Raw genomic sequence first — 19474 nt, forward strand, 5'->3', positions numbered from 1 at the left:
ACCTGCGAAAACCGCAAGGATCGCTTGGCTCAGGAGCCCAGCAACACGTCTTTCGCCTCGTTGATCTGGGCTGCGAGGTAGCCGGAGCCGCCACGGTCCGGGTGATTGACCATCATCAGCCGCCGGTGTGCCTCGCGAATCGCCGCCTCGTCCGCCCCCTCCTCGAGCCCGAGAATCTCGAGGGCCCTGGTTCTCGTCATGTTGCCGGATGAATCCCGATGCTCACCGCGAGGACCGGACGCCGAGGCGGCCTCCTCGCGCCAGTCGGGCCCGTGCGCGGCGTCGAGATAGCTTTCCAGCACGGCGACCGACTGCGGATCGTTGCGGCTGCACTCCTCGAGCAGTTCAAGCAAGTCGGAAAGAGAGAGGGCCGAGAGCGGAGCGCCGGTGAACCGGCCGCGCAATACCTCGCCGTCAATCCCGCCGCTGTCATGGTCCAGCGTCATCGCCAGCGTCGCGGTCCGCACCGAACTGCTCTGTCCCGCCGAAGGTCCACGCGCCGACTTCACGGCGTTCCGGAAACGCCGGAACAGCGCCCCCGCCCGCAGCAGAAACGGCAGGCCGACGGCGCCGGCATAGATCAGCCAGTCGAACCGTCGGAAAAAGACCAGCGCGACGACCGCAAGACCGAGCAGCGTCAATCCGACCCACTTGGCAGTCTGACGGATCTTCGCCGGATCGGCATTCAGGAACCAGTAGCCGATCAGCCCGAACCCGACGGCAAGGCTCGCACCCAAGATCAGAAACTGCACGTGGATCTCCTCCCGTCCTTCACCGTGCTACCGGCCGAGACGATGGGTCAGTTGCAGAGCCGCGCCGCCGCGCCGCTCGGAAAAGTTACTCAGGGCCTTTCTGCCGCCAGCCGCATAGACAGCGACGGCCCCGAGCAGGTCGCGAAGCTGCTGCGCGCTTCCGGCGTCGAACGGGCAGCACGCCCCCTTGGTCAATCGGGCAATCTGCTCGAAAGCGCGCCGCGCCAGCGGATCGCCACCCTCGTGAAAGATGAAGACCGGCACCCCGAGCACACCGAGTTCCCCCGCCTGGTGGCACACCGCGTCGATGTCCTCCTCGAAGGCATCGCCAACGAAAACCACGGCCTGCACCCGCTCCTGCTTCGTTTCCGCGATGACATGTTTCAGCAGACGCCCGATCTGGGTCTGTCCGCCGAGGCAGAAGACCCCGGTCATCTCTCGCAGCAATTTGCCGGTTTCGGTCAGCCAGGGACCGGCCTTGAATTCCCCGAAGCCGCGGTAATAGGCGAGCTGTACCGAGAGGCCGCCAAGGGCGGCCGTTTCCGAGAACATCTCGCCCTGGAGCTGGCATGCACGGTCCCAGCTCGGCTCGCGGCTTGCCGTCGCGTCCATCGCGAAAATCAGCCTGCCGGGGCGCTCCGAGGGCGCGGCTGCCGGACGCGCCCGGACCTGGCGCAAGAATATATCGATGTCGGACTGGCTCGAAACCGGCCCGCCGGACGTTTGCGGCGTCCCGATCGCGCCTTCCCCTTTTTTCCGCGTGCTCATGTTCGCTGCTTCACTTTCGACAATGCTTTAGCATTATGTTGCATCGCGGCCGCCGGTTTCCAGCCCGGCGACCCGTGATTTGCCACCGGCAATCGCCGTTCCGGAGGAGACCGATATGGACTTCGACATCAGGGCGCTCCAGAAAGAGGATGCCGAACGGGTCGCCGAAATGGCGGCCAAACTGTCCGAGCACGAGGGGATGCCGCCGCCACCCTTCGGACCTGACGACGTCCTGAAGTACGGCTTCGGTCCGGCAAAACGCTTCGACGGCATGGTCGCCGACACCGGGTCGGACCTGATCGGCTACACGCTGTTCATCGACAGTTTCAATATCGGCCTCGGTACGCCGGGCATCCACATGCTGGATCTCTATGTCGAGGACCGGGCCCGCGGCAGCGGCGCGGGCCGAGCACTGATCGGTGCCGTCGCCGCCGAAACCCTCGCGCGCCAAGGCGCCTGGCTGGTCTGGCAGTGCCTGCCGACGAACAAGACGGCAATCGATTTCTACCACCATATCGGCAGCCGGCAGTACCAGGCTGCCGACTTCGAACTCAGCAGCGAGCGCCTGACAGGACTCGCGGCGGTCTCGACCTGGCGCTAGGACTCTTCGGCCTCTCCGATCAGAGACGGCGTTTCGATCGCCTCATAGGTCGCCGTCCGGTCATGCGGCGTCGGTATACGGTTCGGAAGTTGCAGCGCATTCAGGAGGCCGCGGACTTCCTGCCGGGCGGCAACATGAGACAGCTGCGGCCTGCCGCTGTCGCCGATTTCGAAAACGTCGAGCATTGTGAGGCCTCGCAGGAACAGTTCGCGGAAAATCACGCGCTCGCTGAAGCCCGGTGCAACGCGGAAGCCGACCCGCTTGGCGAGCGTGGCGACCACACGTTCCATCTCCAGCTTGTTACGCGCGGCAAGGCTGGAAAGCCGGTTGCGCATGACGATCCAGTCGAGAGGCGCGCCGCCCCGCTGGGCGCGTTGCTTGCGCGCTTCCCAGACCATTTCCGCATAGACGCTCGGCTTGATGATCTCGCCGGTCTTCCCGTCCACGTTGGCGAGCATGTCGAGGTCGATGAAACTGTCATTGATCGGCGTCACCAGCTTGTCGGCATAGCCATGCGCCAGGCGGCCGACATAGGTGTCGGTACCGGGGCAATCGATGACGACGAAGTCGCATTCCGCGCGCAGCTTGGTCAGCACCGCTTCGAAACGCTTGCGATCCTCGGCTTCCGCCTCCGCGCGGTTCGCCTTCTCGCTGCGGGAAAGAAAGACGTGGGTCGGCATCGGCAGTTCGATCCCGTCATTGCGCATCGAGGCCGCGCGGTTGGAGAGATACCGCGTCAGCGTCCATTGCCGCATGTCGAGATCGAGCGAGCCGACCTTGAAACCGAGCCGAAGCAGTGCCACGACCACATGCATGGAGCCGGTCGATTTACCCGATCCGCCTTTCTCGTTGCCGAAGACGATGACTGTGGCCGGATCGGCCTCGCCGAGGGGCGCCTGGGCCTCGGATACTGTCCCTTGGGACTGGTCGCTCACTTCTACACCTCGCGAATGGACCTCACGGGTTCATATCTCCGGTACCCTAGCGCGTAAAGAGCGAAGCCGCATCGCTGCATGCGCCGGCGACAGATGATCGTTTTTTTCGGAAGGCAGGCACCAGTCAACGGGGCCGCGGGACGACATGCGGTCACGGGCACGAGACGGCCCGGCGCGTACGATGGGCGCGAAGCAAGAAGCCACGTCTCGGATCCGTTCCGGCCTCGTCACCAAGAAATATTCAAGTCGTCAAAGTTCGAGCATGCGACGCAAAATCGGCAAAAAAACTAGGGCAAACGCAGGAAAATACGCAGATCCAAGAATTTCCCCGTCTCCGGCGGGACCGGGCAAAAACCAGACCGATATTTTTTGATTTTTCGAACATTTTCTCTACCGGTGGCCTTCACCTCCGTCACGGTTTTCCGTCAACTGTTGTCGCCATTAGGTGTGGGAGGTGGTGATGATTCCTGGAACGGACAGCCGGGCGGCACGGTACACCGGCGACATTCATGCATTGCTTTACAATCGAGTGGGCAAGATTGCCAAGGCGCGGGGACACGACGATCCCGCTTCGCCGGAAGTCGGTCTCTGGGTCTTTCTCCCGTCGGAACAGGATCTCGGTCCGGTCCTGGTCAGGCGCCGCGACTGGGAAGAAGCGCTCCACTAGATCTGCCCTGATGAGATGCGTGCTCCGGTCCGCCCCGCGACTCCCCGCAGCCGACGGACCGGACAGTCTCAGAAATAGCGGATCAGCGTGAGGCCGACAAAGTCATCCTGCTCGTACCCGAGCAGCAGGTTGCGCTCGTCTGCATTGACGAAGAACCGCGCCACCGCTTCGATTTTCCAGGAATCTCCGACCCGGCGTTCCGCCTCGAGGGAAAGCAGGGTGGAGCCATCCTCGTTATCGACGACCGCGCCCGCCAGGAGCGAACTGTCGTCGACATCGTTCAGTGTCAGCCGCGCGCCGACAAACGTGTCGTTGTTGCCGAGCACGCCGGGCGCATCCCCGTCCTCGTCCCGGCCATCGTACTGGTATTCCGCCAGCAGCCCGAGATCCATGTCGGTTCCGGCAAGACCGAAGAGGGTGTATTCGAAACCGGCGACCGCAGCGCCGAAATAGTCGCCATGACCGCCCCGCCCGATCGCCTCCAGCTTCCACAGCCAGGCATCGGTGGTGTATTGCAGGTCGAGCCCGCTCTGGTCGATCAGGTCGTAGTGCGGCGTGAGATTGGTGGCGTCGGCGGCATCGAGAACCAGGAAACGCGGCTCCCGGCTGGTACCGTGGAAATGCGACAGCCCGATATCGAAATCCCCGATGACCTGGGACCAGCGTACCGCGACATCCGGATGGAACTCCTCGGCGCCTGAATCATAGCTTGCAGTGCTGTCGATCCTGACGCCACCGCTGAGCCTGGCCCGCCGGTCCGGAAAGGTGCGCTCGCGGAAATAAGGCATGACGAAGAAACTCGCCGTGCCCCAGTCGCTTGGAACCGCGAGCTGCACCATCGGCTGACCGAGCTTATCCTCGAGGTCGATATCCTCGACGGCGTCGCTCTGGTTGACGATATCGACCAGGTGGCGGGATTCCGTCACCCCCCAGAAGACCTTGTCCGCTCCGACGACGAGATCGTAGCCGTCACCGATATGCAGCCAGTTGGCTTCACGGATGTCCGCATGGGTGCGGCGATCGTCGTCCCGATCGAACCGGACATAAGGCACCAGCGTGAAGCGGTCGTCGCCACCGTTCCAGTCGGCGGTGAATTCGGGTTCAAGATAGAGAGAAGGACTCAGCGCCCGGTCGCGCTGCGGGCCATAGGCCGGACTGTTCGGAAAGGCGCGCATTTCGGCGCCGAGTTCCAGTGTGGCATCGAACTGGAGCTCTTCCGCGCCGGTCGGCAAGGAAAGGGCGGCGAGGCAAAGCCCCGCCGCCAGGGGAACGGACCTCGACCTCATCGCACGCGCTTCAGCCGGTTCTTTTGGAAGTCGCCTTCGGAGAGACCGACCTTGAAGCTGTACTTCTCGAAGGTCAGCGTGGTGGATTTACCGGTCTGGTGATTGACCATGTCCATCCGGTGGGTGCGCCAGTACTGCCCCTGGTACTGCCGGTAGTCCAGCATCCGAAGGGTTTTCAGCAGCGCGGCCTTGCGATCGTAGAACTCGATCTTGCGGGGCTGGTAATCCTGTTTGTCGACCCAGCTGATCTGCTTGGTGTAGCCCGAATGCTCGTAGAGCGGCGTCCGCTCGACGACAAAGCACTCCCGGTCCGGCGCCGCTTCGCCGCAGGCTTCGTCCCGCAGCCACTTGTAGGCGTAGCGGTCGACCTCCTGGCTCACCAGATCCTCATAAGCGAACTCGGAACCGACAAACGGGCCGGACTTGTTCTTGGAGGAGATCCGCTTCACCCGTTTCAGGGCCGGCAGATAGAGCCACTGGTCGTCCGGGTCGAGGATCTTCGTGTGCGAGAGGAAGGCGGTGCCTTCGATGTCCCGTGGTTTGTAAAAGACCGTGATGCTCTTGTCGCCAAGCTTGCGCTCCGGCACTTCGAGAGAGCGCAGGCGCAGATCGCGCACGCTGCTCTCCCCTTCGGCATTGCGCAGGACCATCTGCATCACGACGTCGCTGTCGCCCCAGCCGAGGTCCCGGCGATCGGTTTCCTCGGCGATTGCCAGCCCCTTGTCTTCCGGACTCTCGGCATAGGCGGATTGCAGCACCGGACTGACGGCAAGGACCGCCAGGGCAAGAATTTTTTGCAGTTTTCCCATTTTCCTACTCCGCAGCTTGAGCAAGGGGAGCCTTCTCGGCTTCCCGGTCGTTGCGCCGGCCGTCCAGCAGAAGCAGCAGGGCCGGCAAAAGGAGGAAGTCGACGATGATGGCCATAACCAGCGTGACCGCCGTGAGCAGCCCCATCGACCCGTTGATCTTGAAGGTGGAGAGCGCGAGCACGGCAAATCCGGCCACAAGAATGGCCGTCGTGACCCACAGAGCCGTGCCGACCGTGGAGAAGGCGTAACGCACCGCATCCTCGGCATCGGCCCCCTTCTCGATCCGGGCGCGACGGTACTTCGAGAGGAAGTGGACCGTCGCATCGACGATGATGCCGAGACTGGTCGCCGTGACCACCGATGAAGCCATACCGACCTCGCCGACGGTCAGGCCCCAGAATCCGAAGGCCATGGCCGCCGGCATCAGGTTCGGTGCCAGCGAGATGGCCCCGAGCTTCACGCTCCGGAGCGCGACGGTCAGCGTGAGCGAGATCAGCACGAAGGCGAGGAAAGTGCCGGTCAGCATGCCCTCGATATTGCGTTTGGCGATATAGGCGAACATGACGAACGGCCCCGATGCCCGCGTCTCGGCGGCGCTCGGGAAATTCTCCGAGAGCCATTCCGCCGCCTCTTCGTCGAGGGCGCGCAGCTCGTTCGTCGTGATGTTCTCCAGTGTCGCGATCACGCGCACCGCGGACTTGTCGACATTGACCTGGTTGTTGAGGTCGAGGCCGAACGGCAGGGACATCTCGAACAGCAGAAGATATTGCGCGGCAAGGTCGCGCTCGTCCGGCAGGCGGTACATCGCCGGATCGTCGCCGTGCATGTTCCTGTTCAGCCGCTTGAAGATGTCCGTCAGGGTCATGACATGGACGACTTCGCCGCGCGCCCGAAGAAACTCCGTGAAACCCTCGAGACGCTTCAGATAGTCCGGATCAGAGACCCCGCCGCTGCCCGCAGCCGGGACGGACCACTGGGCTTGATAGATCCCGGAGAGATGCTCCATCGCCCAGTCGGTGTCGGTGCGGAACGGAATGCTCTCGTCGAAATACTTGACGAACTGGTCGTTCAGCTCGATCCGCGGGATGAAGACGGCGAAGAGTGCGACGAGCGCGAGTGTACCGAGCATGACCGGGCCGCGCCGGGCGATGACGAACTCCGCGAGCCGCTCCATCGCCGCCGACTGCTCCTCCTCCCGGACCTTCACCCGGACCGGCAGCACCGCCATGATCGCCGGCAGAAAGCCGATCGAGAAGAACCAGGCCGCCACCACGCCCATGGCCGTGATATTGCCGAGATCCCGGAACGGCGGCGCATCCGAGAAGTTCAGGCTGGCGAAGCCGATCACGGTGGTCAGGCTGGTGAGAAACACCGGCTGGAAATTGATCCTGAGGGCCTCGACCAGCGCCTCCCGCTTGCCGAGCCCGCGCCGCATGCCATGGAACAGACTGATCAGGATGTGAACGGAATCCGCGATCGCCAGCGTAAGGATGATCGTCGGCGCCGTTACCGAAGGTGGCGTCAGCTGAATGCCGAACCATCCCGCGAGGCCCATCGCCGTCAACGCGGAAAAGGCGATGACGAGCAGGGTCGCGAAAGTGCCGGAGACCGACCTCAGCAACACGGCCATGACCAGCAGAAGCACGCCATACATCAGCGGCACCAGTGTCTGCATGTCGTTCTGTGCCGAAACCGAGAAGGAATTGTTGAGGGCTACCGATCCGGTCACAGCCATTGTGATGTCCGGATGCGCCGCCTTGAACTCCCCGACCAGCCCATCCACATAGGCCATCGCTTCGGGCGTTTCGGTCAGCTTTTCCTGCGGCAGCGTGAGTGTGATGTTCACCATCGTCGTCCGGGCATCCGGAGCGACGATCCGGTCGGTCAGCAGCGGTTCCGCCAAGGCGGCGGCCCGGATGCGCGATAGATCCCCGGCATCAAGCGGACTGCCGCCCGGCACGAGGTCGTCGACCAGGAGATCGTCCCCGTCGGCCGTGCTGTTCTGGAAGTTGGTCAGACTGTCGACCCGGGTCGCGTAGGGCGTTTTCCAGGCCTTTTCGGTCAGATCCCGGATCGCGGCGAGCACGTCGGGCTGGAAGACCTCGCCCTCGTCCGGTTGCAGGACCAGGGAGACATTGTCTTCCTTCAGATAGATCCGCTGCAGGGACTCGAAAGCCTGCAGCTGCGGGTTCTCCTTGCTGAAGAAGACCCGGTAGTCGGTCGAGAAAGTCAGAAACTGGCCGCCGCCGGCGGCGGCAAAAGCGACAAGTATCGAGGCGGCAATCACCGCCCAGCGCCAGCGGATGACCCAGTGGGCATAGCCCGTCACCCAACTGGACTTTCGCACTGTGGAACGTTCGTCCGACATCGGCCCCTCCTGCGGTCACGAGAACGTGCTAATGTTTTTGAAAGCGTAACAACTCGACTACACTGAACGGTGTAGTTTCTGTAAACTAATTGGTGTACTGGATCACTTCAAGACCCATGGCGCAGGTTGAACAGATTTTTCCGGAACGCGGTCCCTTGACCGAAAAGGAACGGCAGATCGTCGACGCAGCATGCAAGCTGTTCACGGAACAGGGCTACGAAGTGACCTCGATGGACAAGGTGGCGGCCGAGGCCAATGTCTCGAAACGCACGGTCTACAGCTACTTCGAGAGCAAAGAGCACCTGTTCTGCACGGTCATGGGCGGAATGTGCGCCGGTTTCGGCGAACCCATGCCCGGCGATATCGATTTCTCCGGCGGTCTGCGCTCGGTACTGATCGACAGCGCCATGCTGATCGTTGGCAAAGTGACCGACCCGGACAAGCAACGCCTGATGCGCACGGTAATCGGCGAGGTCGAGCAATTCCCGCTGATCGGGCAAACCTTCTGGAAGCAAGGGCCGGGAAGGATGCGGGACGAGCTCGCGAATTACTTCAGGCTAATGCAGGAAGAGGGCCTGATGAAAAAATCTGACCCCGTCCTGTCGGCTTCCCAGTTCCAGGGCATCGTCGCCGGCCCCTTCATGATCCAGACCATGTTTACCGGGACCTGCGACTGGACCCGGGAGGAGGCGCTGGCCACCATCGAGGACGCCGTCGACGACTTTCTGAAGATGCACGCGCCCGACTGACACCCGTCCCCGACTGACTGACTTATGTGAATGGATGCGTCTCGCGCCAATGCCGCGCGATGTCGAGGCGCCCCGTCACCCAGACATCGTCGAATCCCTTGATGTAGTCGAGCAGCCGCGCCAGTCCGGCGGCACGGGCAGGGTGTCCGATCAACCGCGTGTGCAGCCCGACCGACATCATCTTCGGCTGCGTCGTCCCTTCGGCGTAGAGCATGTCGAAACCGTCGCGGATGAACTCGAAGAACTGCTGGCCGGTATTGAGCCAGCCACGGGAGAATTTCGAGTCGTTGTGGACCAGCGAATAGGGCACCACGAGATGCGGCGTGCCGCCGACCTTTGTCCAGTAGGGCAACTCGTCGTTGTAGGCGTCGCTGTCGTAGAGAAAGCCGCCCTCCTCGACCAGCAATTCGCGGGTGGCCTCGCCCGGACCGTGCCGGCAGTACCAACCGAGCGGCCGATGGCCGAGAGCCTGTTTCAAGGAGGCGACGGCCTTGCGGATATGCTCGCGTTCCTCCTCGCGGGACAGCTTGAAATGCTCGATCCAGCGCCAGCCGTGGCAGCAGATGTCGTTGCCGCTCTCGCGGATCGCCGCCGCCATCTCCGGATTGCGTTCCACGGCAAGGGCGCAGGTGAAGAAGGTGACCGGCATCTCTCGCTCCTGGAACAGCCGGTGCAGACGCCAGAAGCCGACCCTGCTGCCGTACTCGAACATGGATTCCGCGGCGAGATCCCGGCTGCCCGGATCGTTGGGTGAGCCCGGCGATTCCGTCAGACCGGTCTCCGAAAAGCCGTCACCGTCGGGGATCGAGTATTCCGAGCCTTCCTCGATATTGATGACGAAATTGACCGCCAATCGTGCCCCGTCCGGCCAGCGCGGGTCCGGCGGGTTGGCTCCGTAACCGACGAGATCGCGCGGATATTCGCTCATGTGCCAGTCTCCCCCTTCAGTGCCGGAACAGATTAGCGCGGGCGCGCGAGCGCTGCGATGCCTGCCGAACCACTTGGCAATTTCCGATCAGGCACTAGGCTCTCAGGAGCAAATGGAACACATGGGAGAGTATGATGGCGGTCCTGATCCTCGGTGGAGCCGGTTTTGTCGGCCTCAATATTGCGGAGACGCTGCTGAAGACCGGGGAAACGGCCGTCATCTTCGACCGGCGTCCCATCCCGGCCGCCGCGAAACGCGCCTTCGCCGCCCATCCGGGCGATTACATCGAGGTGGTGGGCGACGCACTTCAAGACGGCGTCCTGCTCTCCGCCCTGAAAAACAACAAGGTCGACCGCATGTTCTGCGCGGCGGCGATCACCGCAGGGCCGGAACGGGACGCAAATGCGCCGCGTTCGATCCTGGAGGTCAACCTGATGGCTTTCACCGCCGCGCTCGAAGCCGCGCGCGATGCGGGCCTCGTACGGGTGATCAATGTCGGCTCCACCGCCGCCTATGGCTCCACCGCCTTCGGTGACAAACCTCTCTCCGAAGATCTCCCCGCCTGGCCGCACAACCTCTATTCAACCACCAAGTTTGCGTCCGAATGCATCACCCGGCGACTGGCCGAGCTCTGGGAGATGGATCTCTTCAGCGTCCGCCTTTCCGGCGTATTCGGTCCCTGGGAAGTCGACAGCGGGCTGCGCGACACGCTCAGCCCGCAGATGCAGGCCTCGCTGATCGCGCTCAGGGGCAGCGAGGCGACGCTGCGCTACCGCGACATGCGCGACTGGACCTACAGCCGCGACATCGCAGACGCGCTGGTCCGCCTGATCAACTCCAAGAGCAGGCCCTACGACGTCTTCAACATCAGCTGCTCCGACCCCTGGAGCACCGCCGACTGGTGCGAACTGCTGGCCGGCGGCTATCCGGATTTCTCCTGGCGCCTCGCAAGAAAGGACGAGGAGCCGACGGTGAACCTGCATGGCGACACCGACCGGCAATTGCTGGTCAGCGCTCGCCTGAAGGAGGCCCTCGGCTGGTCACCGGACCTGGACCCGGAGCGGAACTTCGCCGATTTCAAAGCTTGGGCAGACAATTACGGGGATTACTGGCTGGGCGAGAACTGACCGCCATGACCAAAGAACAGCCGTCGTTGCGGCGCTGGCCGGAACCCGGTGAGGAAAGACCCGGCTTCGTGATCCCTGGGTCCTGGCCTGCGCCGGGATGACGAACTTCGCGGGCGGGACGATACTTCCCCCTCACCCGGCCTTCTTCTTCAGGCACACCATCTTCGCCGTCGTGCAGAACACCTCCATCGCGCGCTCGAGTTCATCGAGGGTCGGCATGGTCGGGGCGAGGCGGATGTTGCGGTCGCGCGGGTCCTTTCCGTAGGGGAAGCAGGCACCGGAGGCGGTGAGCTTCACTCCGGCCTCGGCGCAAAGCTTCACGGTCTCCGCGGCGCAGCCGTCGGCGAGGTCGACGCTGACGAAATAGCCGCCCTCGGGCTTCGTCCAGCTCGCAAGATCCGTACCCGCAAAGGCCTCCGAGAGCGCTTTCTCCACCACGGCGAATTTCGGCTGGATGATCTCGGCATGCTTCTTCATGTGCGCCTCGATCCCGGCCCGGTCCTTGAAGAAACGGACATGTCGGAGCTGGTTGATCTTGTCCGGCCCGATGGTGGCGAAGAACATGCGCTCCAACGCGTCCTTGACGTTCGCCTCGGACGCCGACATCGCCGCGACGCCGGCCCCGGCGAGGCTGATCTTCGAGGTCGAGACGAAGGTCAGCACCCGGTCCGGGTGCCCGGCCGCCTCGGCCGCCTTCTGGATGTCCTTCACCGACGCGATCTCGCCGGTCAGGTGATGGACCACATAGGCATTGTCCCAGATGACGCGGAAATCCGGCGCCGCGCAGGACATCGCCGCCAGCCGGTCCACCGTGAGGTCGGAATAGACCGCGCCGGTCGGGTTGGAATATTTCGGCACGCACCAGATGCCCTTGATCGAGGCGTCCTCGGCGACCATCGCCTCGACCGCGTCCATGTCCGGCCCGTCGCCGAGCATTTCGACCGGCAGCATCTCGATTCCAAGCCGCTCGCAGATCGCGAAATGCCGGTCATAGCCCGGCACCGGGCAGAGGAACTTCGCGCCTTTCCAGGGCCCGTCGCCGCCCGGCACGCCGAAGGTGCGGGCGCCGGCCAGCGCGTCATACATCATCGCGAGGCTGCCATTGCCGCCAACGATCACCCTGTCCGGCGAGGTCTCCATCAGCTCGGCAAAGAGCTTCCGCGCCTCCGGAATGCCGGCGAGAATGCCGTAGTTCCGGTAGTCGGTGCCGTCCTCGCCCCGGCAATCGTCGCTATGGACGAGATCGAACATCCCGGCCGCGAGGTCGAGCTGGGCCGCGGAGGGCTTGCCACGGGTCATATCGATATTCTGGTTGCGGGCTTTCAAATTCCGGTAGGCAGCCGTGAGGGTTTCGAGCTCGGACATGGGTCCCGATCCGTTGCAGACAATGATGCGGTGCGGCAAAACCTAACAAAGCGCGGCGCGGGAGGCCAGAGGTTCAGGAGGCGACCGACAATCTGCCCCGCTGCCCGAACTCGTTGATCAGCCCGGCGACAAGGCCGCTCGACTTCGCGTCCGAGACGAAGCGTTTCACCGCTTTCGCGAAGGCCGGATTGCCCGGCCTCACCCCGACCGCCTGGCGCACGGCCGTATAGGCACCGTCGAGAACCCGGGAACCGGGCAAGGTCGCGGCATTCTCGAGCAACGCCGGGCGCAGCCCGGCGAGCAGGTCGAGTTTCTGGTTCTGGAACAGATCGAAGGCGGCGGCGAGACCGGGCGCGCGCTTCAGTTCGGCATGCTTGAGCGCACGGGAAAGGTAGAGGTCGTAGGCCGAGCGCTCCGAAACCGCGATGCGGATCCCCGGCTGGTCGACCTCCTCAAGGCTCTGGATCTTCGAGCCTGCGGGCACGAGGTAGGTTGCCTCGATCTCCGCGTAGGCGCCGCAGAACTCGATGGTCTCGGCCCGTTTCGGGTCCTCGGCGATCAGGCAGATATCCCATTCGTCCCGCTCGACCGCGTCCGCCGCGGCGCCGGGTGAGGGATAGGTGTTGTAGACGACGGAGAAGCCCAGATGCCGCGCGATCGCGGCCGCCATGGAGGGCGAGACCCCGGTCGGATTGCCGCTGTCGTTCTGGCCCGTCACGAGCAGGATGTTCCCGAGATTGATCGCCGCCCTCAGCTTTCCCGGTTCCGTCAGTCCGAAATCCTCGATCTCGATCATCCCGGTTTCACTCCCCACAAAGGCACTGCCGAGGGCAGTGCCCGACCGCCCTCTCCGCTTCTCTTCGGTCACACTATAATGCTCAACAGATTCAGGTGGAAGTCTTTGTAGAATCTCGGAAATTTCGGACGAAAAGATAAAATCCAAGGTAACTGCCGGATAGCGGGCGGAAACCAGCGTTCCGGGAGACGCGGTCGGGATACCCGTTCACGAATCCGGCCCGCCGGCGGTCTATCGGGGTATCTCGATCATTTATCGGAGCCATCGATGCAACGCATGAAACTGACGACCGCCGCGCGGCGAAGCCTTCTGGGCATCACGATCTCCGCGCTCGCCGCCGCACCGCTTCCCGCCCTGGCAGTGACCAACTGCGAGGGTTTCACCCTCTACGGCAACGCGATGAACCAGGGACTGTGCAAATCGCTGAGCCCGGCGACCCAGAATCTCTGGGTCTGCGGCATGACCACCGGTTCGACCGACGTGCATGTCACCTTCAACCGTGGAACGCCGATCCACCTCACCGTGCGGATCAACCCCGGAAATCCGACCTGCCAGGGCAATACGCCGATCGGCGGCGCCTTTCCGGGCGCCCTGACGATGCCCGGCGCTCCGGCGATGATCTGCGGCGTCAGCACGCAGAACTGGCTCGCCCGGCTGAACGCCGTGGCGCAGATGCCCGCCGGAGGCGCCACGCTCTGCCGTGCGCCGTTCCTGGCCATGATCGGCAATGGAAAGATGTCGCCGGGGGACGCAAACACCTATCTGCTCGAATGCAATGCCGGCAACAACCCGCCGCCGGCGAATGCCTGTCCCTGACTCTCTCCTCCCGGGCCTGCCCCCAGAGCCCGCCTGGAGACGCGGCGCAACCGCGTCTCCGCCTTTCTCCGATGCGTCGCCACTCCGACATGACGACGCTCGTGCGGTGGTACGAAACGAAACTAGCAGGGGCAGAATACGGCATCGTATCCCCATTGCGGCATTTGCCCCTTGACCTTCCAGTTGGTGGAAACCCCACATCGTTTCTCATGTGGCGATCGGCACTACTCGCATTCGCGATCTTTCTGGTGACCGCGGCACCCTCGTTCGGGCACGCAATGCCCGGAAGCGGGAGCGGCCCGGCGAAGCATTTCACCATTTCCGGTACTGCGAACGCAGCGCTTGCGGGCGCGGCCCAGCCCGAAGGCACGCCGGCGGACTGCACCCACATGATCACGCCCCACTGTCTTGGCGCCATCGATCTGGCAGAGTACCAGCCCTGTTTTCCGATGGAATATTCCGGCCGATGGCAGTTCCACCTGCCGGACCTGCGCCTGCGAGGCATATTGCCCGCCGCCGACACGCCTCCTCCACGAGGCTGACGCGACTTCATCCGCAATCTGCGTCCCGGTGACGGGCCGCACACAGAAGTTCCGTCAATTCGTGAAGGATAGAAGCATGTCCTGCTCCAAGGTTCTGAGCGCTGTCTTCGGCGCCACATTTTCCCTCGCCCTGATCTCCTCCGGTATGGCCCTCGCGGCGGGCTCGCATGTTGCCGGGCACGGCATGATGCAGGAAATGAAGATCGGCCAGCCGGGCGACCCGGCGAAGGTATCCCGCACCATCGAAATCACCATGTACGACAATTACTACGAGCCTGAATCCCTCGAAATCAAGGAAGGCGAAACCGTCCGCTTCATTATCCGCAACGCGGGCGAATTCGTGCACGAGTTCAACATCGCAACCGCCGCGATGCACGAGGCGCACCGCCCCGAAATGATGATGATGATGGAGCATGGCGTTCTCGAGCCCGACCGCATCAATCTCGAGGCGGCGAAGGCGATGCAGGCCTCCATGGGCCACGGCATGCATGACGAGCCGAACAGCGTCCTGCTCGAGCCCGGAAAATCGGGAGAGATCGTCTGGACCTTTCCGGAGCATGCCGATCTCGAATTTGCCTGCAACGTCCCCGGTCACTACGAGACCGGAATGCACGGCAAGGTCAAGCTGAGCCACTGAGCCCCGACATCCTGATTTCCCAAGGAGTACAGCCATGTCCTTCGGACTGTTGCGCCGGGCCTCGCTGCTCGGCGCCGGTATGGCAGCCGCGCTATCAGGCGCCGCCGCCGCCGGCGAATACAATCTCACCGTCGACCGGGTCACCGTCGACACCGGCAGCTTCACGCGCACAGGAATCGGCTATAACGGCGCCACGCCCGGACCGGTCCTGCGCCTCAAGGAAGGCGAGGACGCCACCATAAACGTGACGAACAATCTCTCCGAACCGACCTCGATCCACTGGCACGGCCTCATCCTGCCGTACGAGCAGGACGGGGTACCCGGGATCAGCTACGACGGGATCGCGCCCGGCGAGACCTTCACCTACCGTTTCCCCATTGTGCAGAGCGGCACCTACTGGTTCCACAGCCACACCGGCTTCCAGGAGCCTGACGGCGCCTATGGCGCAATCATCATCGAGCCCGAGAAGCGGGAGCCGTTCCGCTATGACCGCGACTACGTGGTGCAGCTGACCGACGCGCATCCGCATTCCGGCGACCGGATCCTGCGCAATCTCAAGATGATGCCGGACTATTACAACCGGCAGCAGCGTACCCTGCTCGACTTCCTGAAGGACAGCCGCGAACAAGGCTTCGACGCGGCGCTGTCGGACCGGGCCGCCTGGGGTGACATGCGGATGATGCCGACCGACATCGAGGACCTGCAGGGCTTCACCCCGCTGATTAACGGCAGGAGCACCGGGCAGAACTGGACTGGCCTCTTCACCCCGGGCGAGCGCATCCGGCTCCGCTTCATCAATTCCTCGGCGATGACCTATTTCGACATCCGTATCCCGGGACTGAAGATGACGGTCGTGCAGGCGGACGGAAACAACGTGCTGCCGGTTCCGGTCGACGAGTTCCGCATCGCCGTGGCCGAAACCTACGACGTCATCGTGCAGCCGAAAGAGGACCGCGCCTACGCGATCTTCGCCGAGTCGATGGCGCGCACCGCCTCCGTTCGCGGAACCCTGGCGACAGCCGAGGGGATGGAAGCGGAGGTTCCGGAACTGCGCGCCCCGCCGCGCCTCACCATGGCCGACATGGGTATGGCGCATGAAGGCATGGATCACGGGAGCATGGCCGTGGGTGGCATGAGCCACACGATGCCAGATGGCACGGTGATGCAGGGCATGGACCATGGCGCCAGCCAGATGTCCGGATCACACACCATGCCCGACGGCACCGTGATGCAGGGCATGAACCACGGCCAGATGGATCACAGCACACACGGCATGATGGCCGCGTCCGATCCGTTCTACGCGCCCGGCAGCGGTCTGACGCCGACGGCGGCGAACGGCGGCAAGTTCCTCTCCTACGACGACCTTCGCGCCCAGAAACCGCTCTATGAACACCGGGAAGCCACGCGTGAGATCGAACTCCGGCTGACCGGCAACATGGAACGCTATATCTGGTCGATCAACGGCATCAAATACGCCGACGCCGAGCCGATCCGGCTGCAGTACGGCGAGCGGGTGCGCTTCAAGTTCGTCAACGAGACGATGATGACCCACCCGATGCACCTGCACGGCATGTGGTCGATCCTCGACACCGGCAAGGGCAAGTGGAATCCAGTCAAGCACGTGGTCAGCGTGGCGCCTGGTACGACCGTCTTTATGGAGACGGAAGTCGACGCGCCGGGACAATGGGCCTTTCACTGCCACCTCTCCTACCACGCCGACAGCGGCATGTTCCGCAAGGTCGTGGTCGAAGGCGGTCCGAAGGGCAAAGCCGCGGCATTGCCCGCGAAGAAGACGGAGGGCTGAGCGATGCGGAACATTGTTGCAACCCTTTCCGCTCTCTCGGCAATTCTCTCCGCAGAACCCGCCTCGTCGGAACAGTGGCTCTGGGGTATACAGGCCGAGCAGCTGGAATGGCGCAGCGGGGAAGGCTCGGAAGTCTACGCTTGGGACGCCGACGCTTTCGTCGGCCGGGACGAGTTCAAGTTCGCCCTGCGCAGCGAGGCGGAGTACGCCGCCTCGCCCGACAAGTTCGAAACGCTGGAGAACCAGCTGCGCCTCCAGATTCCGGTCTCCGACTTCTTCGATGCCGTCGCCGGCGTGCGCCACGACAGCCCGGACGAAGGCCCGCGCCGGACCCATGGCGTGCTCGGATTGCACGGCCTGGCCAAGCAGTGGTTCGAGGTGGATGCCGACCTGTTCCTCTCGGATTATCCGTCGGCCCGCTTCGAAGTCGAGTACGAGGGTCTGATCACCAACCGGATCATCTTCACGCCCAGCATCGAGTTCGACCTGCCGCTCGCCGACGACGAGGCGACCGGGCGGGCAGCCTTCGGACCGAAACTCGAAATCGGCGGACGTCTCAGCTACGACCTGATCGACCGCGCGATCGCACCCTATATCGGGGCCCACTGGGAGCGGACTCTCGGCGAGAGCGGACGCCTTGTCCGCGCCGAGGGAGAGAACGACGACGTGATCTCTCTCGTCGTTGGATTCCGGATGATGTTCTAGGGTAGCGCCACGCCGCTCCGGGACCTGCGCTCCGACCCGGAGCGGCGACGGAAGAACACGATACACAGCCGGAGGCCGCAGAAAACCGTGATGAATGACAGCCAGATGATGCAGGGTGCCGCGAGCCACATGCCGATCATGTGGATTATCGCGACCGCGTTCGCAGGTCTGCTGCTCGTCCTCATCGTCCTGGGCCTGCATCTCGCACGGCGGCCGAAAGCGGCGGGAGTTGCGCTTCCGGAGCTGCCGGCGGCACGTCGGCTCGGGCGCACCGTCGCGCGCAGCACCCGGACCGGCCCCGCAGAGGACCTGGTCTTCTTCCTGCCCGACATCAGCAACTACACCCGCTTCATGACCGGCAGCCGGTTTTCCTTCGACCACGCCATGACCATCGTTCTCGCCCTGGTCGACGCGATGATCGAGGAAGCGACGAAGACATTGGAATTCTCAAAACTGGAGGGCGACGCCGCGCTGTTCTTCGTCGAGGCGGACCGCCATGCTCCGGAACTGCTCGGGGAGACCGCGATCGCCATTCTATCCGCCTTCTACCGCGAACGCGCCGCGCTGAAGGCCTCCAACATCTGCCCCTGCCGGGCCTGCACCCACATGGACGATCTCGACATCAAGATTTTCGTGCATCGCGGCGAGGCCGCGCGCTTCCGCTTCAACGACTCGACCGACCTGTTCGGCACCGACGTGATCGTGCTGCACCGGATGATGAAGAACTCTGTCGGCAGTCCGCGCTACATCATGGTGACCGAAGCCGCCGCCGGCCGGATCGCCCTACCGGACGGCCTCGCCGCCCGCGCGGTCGAAGAACAGGTCGAGCATATAGGCGCCGTCAGGGGACAGGTCTTCGAGTTTGGCAGCGAGTTGATCACCGCCTGGACCCGGACCGGCACCCCGCCCCGGCGCTCAGTGCTTTCCGACACACTGACGAAGCTGCGCGGAAATCTCCGCCTTGAGACAGACTAACCGCAGCCCGCCCCAGGAAAGCGGGACACTGCTCGTGGTCGCCGCTGTATTTTTCGTCCCTGTCCCTGTACAGCGGTTCGCGGGCTGAGAGAAACAGGCAGAAACGGCATCGACCGTCCCACTTGGTCCAGCGAAGTACATGCCCGGCTCAGCCATAGAACCGGATTCCGGCCAGAGCCAGATCCGCGGTGAAGGCCCGGCCGATCGCGACCAGGCCGATGCGCCGCAGATGCGTGAGATCGAGCGGCGCCTCCAACCGGTGCGGCGCGAAGCCGGCAAAGTCCAGGCGCACCGTTTGCCATTCCGGCCCGGCGACAAAACTCTGCCTGTAGGACTGCCAGGGCCGCGCGACGTCATCGGTCCGTAGGTGCAGGTTGTACTCTTCACCGTTGCCAAGAACCTCCAGCTCCATACCGCGCCAGCCGCTGGCGTCGATGCTGTCGCCTCCCGGCGCGAGATCGAGCGCGATCTGCAGGAAACCGCCATTGTTCTCCAGGCTCACCTCGCCGCGCATGCGGAGCGCCATGCGTCCTGCAACCTCCTCGCGGACAATGGTGCCACCGGAGACACCGCCCATCACCCGGTCCGAGACCAGTTCCCAGTTGGTCCCCGTCACGGCTTCGGGATGGGGACGGGAAAGATCGTCGATCACGGGAAAGGACTCGGCCATGGCGGGACTCCGGGCGAACGAGGGAACGAGAGCGGCGCCGGCCAGCAGTCGAAGGGCGGCGCGGCGGGACGGCATGACACGGCTCCAGATTTCCGGGGAACGGAATTGGTAGATTAAGGCGGCGCAATGCCGTTTCAAGCGTTCCCGGATCGGCTATCGTGGGTACCACGAGAA

At 63.7% G+C, this 19474-nt stretch carries 20 protein-coding genes; 10 read left to right on the forward strand and 10 right to left on the reverse strand.

The window, feature by feature from the left end; all coding sequences use genetic code 11:
• Window positions 1–29: 29 nt before the first annotated feature.
• Together ACOOE1_RS08510 and ACOOE1_RS08515 are read right to left on the reverse strand one after the other, a co-directional pair.
• Window positions 30–752, reverse strand: a complete 723-nt coding sequence (locus ACOOE1_RS08510) for a hypothetical protein (protein ID WP_420405915.1) — start codon at window positions 750–752, stop codon at window positions 30–32.
• 27 nt (window positions 753–779) lie between these two features.
• Window positions 780–1520 carry a VWA domain-containing protein gene (locus ACOOE1_RS08515; RefSeq protein WP_420405916.1) on the reverse strand — a complete coding sequence of 247 codons (741 nt, stop codon included), beginning with the start codon at window positions 1518–1520 and terminating at the stop codon, window positions 780–782.
• A 115-nt stretch (window positions 1521–1635) separates the two neighbouring features.
• On the opposite strand from ACOOE1_RS08515, the gene ACOOE1_RS08520 reads away from it, so the two are divergent.
• The gene (locus ACOOE1_RS08520; RefSeq protein WP_420405917.1) at window positions 1636–2121 is read left to right on the forward strand and encodes a GNAT family N-acetyltransferase; all 486 of its coding nucleotides are present in this window, start codon (window positions 1636–1638) and stop codon (window positions 2119–2121) included.
• Here ACOOE1_RS08520 and ACOOE1_RS08525 read toward each other — a convergent pair.
• Window positions 2118–3056 carry a division plane positioning ATPase MipZ gene (locus tag ACOOE1_RS08525; RefSeq protein WP_420405918.1) on the reverse strand — a complete coding sequence of 313 codons (939 nt, stop codon included), beginning with the start codon at window positions 3054–3056 and terminating at the stop codon, window positions 2118–2120. The genes ACOOE1_RS08520 and ACOOE1_RS08525 overlap by 4 nt on opposite strands.
• Window positions 3057–3516: 460 nt before the next feature.
• On the opposite strand from ACOOE1_RS08525, the gene ACOOE1_RS08530 reads away from it, so the two are divergent.
• The gene (locus ACOOE1_RS08530; RefSeq protein ID WP_420405919.1) at window positions 3517–3723 is read left to right on the forward strand and encodes a hypothetical protein; all 207 of its coding nucleotides are present in this window, start codon (window positions 3517–3519) and stop codon (window positions 3721–3723) included.
• Window positions 3724–3791: 68 nt separating this feature from the next.
• Here the strand turns inward: ACOOE1_RS08530 and ACOOE1_RS08535 are convergent, their stop codons facing one another.
• Genes ACOOE1_RS08535 through ACOOE1_RS08545 form a run of 3 tightly spaced genes read right to left on the reverse strand, consistent with a single transcriptional unit; the run spans window position 3792 to window position 8186 of the window.
• Window positions 3792–5009, reverse strand: a complete 1218-nt coding sequence (locus ACOOE1_RS08535; protein WP_420405920.1) for a hypothetical protein — start codon at window positions 5007–5009, stop codon at window positions 3792–3794.
• Entirely contained in the window at window positions 5006–5818 is an 813-nt protein-coding gene (locus tag ACOOE1_RS08540; RefSeq protein ID WP_420405921.1) for an outer membrane lipoprotein-sorting protein, read from the reverse strand. The genes ACOOE1_RS08535 and ACOOE1_RS08540 overlap by 4 nt, the downstream gene beginning before the upstream one ends.
• A gap of 4 nt (window positions 5819–5822) precedes the next feature.
• Window positions 5823–8186, reverse strand: a complete 2364-nt coding sequence (locus ACOOE1_RS08545; protein WP_420405922.1) for an efflux RND transporter permease subunit — start codon at window positions 8184–8186, stop codon at window positions 5823–5825.
• A gap of 155 nt (window positions 8187–8341) precedes the next feature.
• On the opposite strand from ACOOE1_RS08545, the gene ACOOE1_RS08550 reads away from it, so the two are divergent.
• Window positions 8342–8935, forward strand: coding sequence for a TetR/AcrR family transcriptional regulator (locus ACOOE1_RS08550; protein WP_420405923.1), 594 nt, complete (start codon window positions 8342–8344; stop codon window positions 8933–8935).
• Window positions 8936–8957: 22 nt separating this feature from the next.
• Here the strand turns inward: ACOOE1_RS08550 and ACOOE1_RS08555 are convergent, their stop codons facing one another.
• Window positions 8958–9863 carry an allantoinase PuuE gene (locus ACOOE1_RS08555; RefSeq protein ID WP_420405924.1) on the reverse strand — a complete coding sequence of 302 codons (906 nt, stop codon included), beginning with the start codon at window positions 9861–9863 and terminating at the stop codon, window positions 8958–8960.
• 134 nt (window positions 9864–9997) lie between these two features.
• Here ACOOE1_RS08555 and ACOOE1_RS08560 point away from each other — a divergent pair, with 134 nt between their 5' ends.
• Window positions 9998–10990, forward strand: a complete 993-nt coding sequence (locus ACOOE1_RS08560) for an NAD-dependent epimerase/dehydratase family protein (protein WP_420405925.1) — start codon at window positions 9998–10000, stop codon at window positions 10988–10990.
• 132 nt (window positions 10991–11122) lie between these two features.
• On the opposite strand, the gene ACOOE1_RS08565 is transcribed toward ACOOE1_RS08560, so the two are convergent.
• Together ACOOE1_RS08565 and ACOOE1_RS08570 are read right to left on the reverse strand one after the other, a co-directional pair.
• Entirely contained in the window at window positions 11123–12355 is a 1233-nt protein-coding gene (locus tag ACOOE1_RS08565; protein ID WP_420405926.1) for an aminotransferase class I/II-fold pyridoxal phosphate-dependent enzyme, read from the reverse strand.
• A 73-nt stretch (window positions 12356–12428) separates the two neighbouring features.
• Window positions 12429–13151 carry a transporter substrate-binding domain-containing protein gene (locus tag ACOOE1_RS08570; RefSeq protein ID WP_420405927.1) on the reverse strand — a complete coding sequence of 241 codons (723 nt, stop codon included), beginning with the start codon at window positions 13149–13151 and terminating at the stop codon, window positions 12429–12431.
• 267 nt (window positions 13152–13418) lie between these two features.
• Between ACOOE1_RS08570 and ACOOE1_RS08575 the strand changes: the two genes are divergently transcribed.
• The 6 genes from ACOOE1_RS08575 to ACOOE1_RS08600 all read left to right on the forward strand — a co-directional run bounded on the left by ACOOE1_RS08575 (window position 13419) and on the right by ACOOE1_RS08600 (window position 18630).
• Window positions 13419–13967, forward strand: a complete 549-nt coding sequence (locus ACOOE1_RS08575) for a hypothetical protein (RefSeq protein ID WP_420405928.1) — start codon at window positions 13419–13421, stop codon at window positions 13965–13967.
• A 278-nt stretch (window positions 13968–14245) separates the two neighbouring features.
• Window positions 14246–14509: a hypothetical protein gene (locus tag ACOOE1_RS08580; RefSeq protein WP_420405929.1), complete on the forward strand. Its 264-nt coding sequence runs from the start codon at window positions 14246–14248 to the stop codon at window positions 14507–14509.
• A gap of 76 nt (window positions 14510–14585) precedes the next feature.
• Entirely contained in the window at window positions 14586–15146 is a 561-nt protein-coding gene (locus tag ACOOE1_RS08585) for a cupredoxin domain-containing protein (RefSeq protein ID WP_420405930.1), read from the forward strand.
• Window positions 15147–15180: 34 nt separating this feature from the next.
• Window positions 15181–16950: a copper resistance system multicopper oxidase gene (locus tag ACOOE1_RS08590; RefSeq protein WP_420405931.1), complete on the forward strand. Its 1770-nt coding sequence runs from the start codon at window positions 15181–15183 to the stop codon at window positions 16948–16950.
• Between the two features lie 3 nt (window positions 16951–16953).
• Entirely contained in the window at window positions 16954–17655 is a 702-nt protein-coding gene (locus tag ACOOE1_RS08595) for a copper resistance protein B (RefSeq protein WP_420405932.1), read from the forward strand.
• Window positions 17656–17745: 90 nt separating this feature from the next.
• On the forward strand, window positions 17746–18630 hold the full coding sequence (locus ACOOE1_RS08600; protein ID WP_420405933.1) for a DUF2652 domain-containing protein: 885 nt from the start codon (window positions 17746–17748) through the stop codon (window positions 18628–18630).
• Between the two features lie 148 nt (window positions 18631–18778).
• On the opposite strand, the gene ACOOE1_RS08605 is transcribed toward ACOOE1_RS08600, so the two are convergent.
• Window positions 18779–19375 carry a CIA30 family protein gene (locus tag ACOOE1_RS08605; RefSeq protein ID WP_420405934.1) on the reverse strand — a complete coding sequence of 199 codons (597 nt, stop codon included), beginning with the start codon at window positions 19373–19375 and terminating at the stop codon, window positions 18779–18781.
• Between the last annotated feature and the right edge of the window lie 99 nt (window positions 19376–19474).

It is taken from the genome of Nisaea sp., from assembly GCF_965216895.1.
Taxonomy (GTDB): Bacteria; Pseudomonadota; Alphaproteobacteria; order Thalassobaculales; family Thalassobaculaceae; genus Nisaea.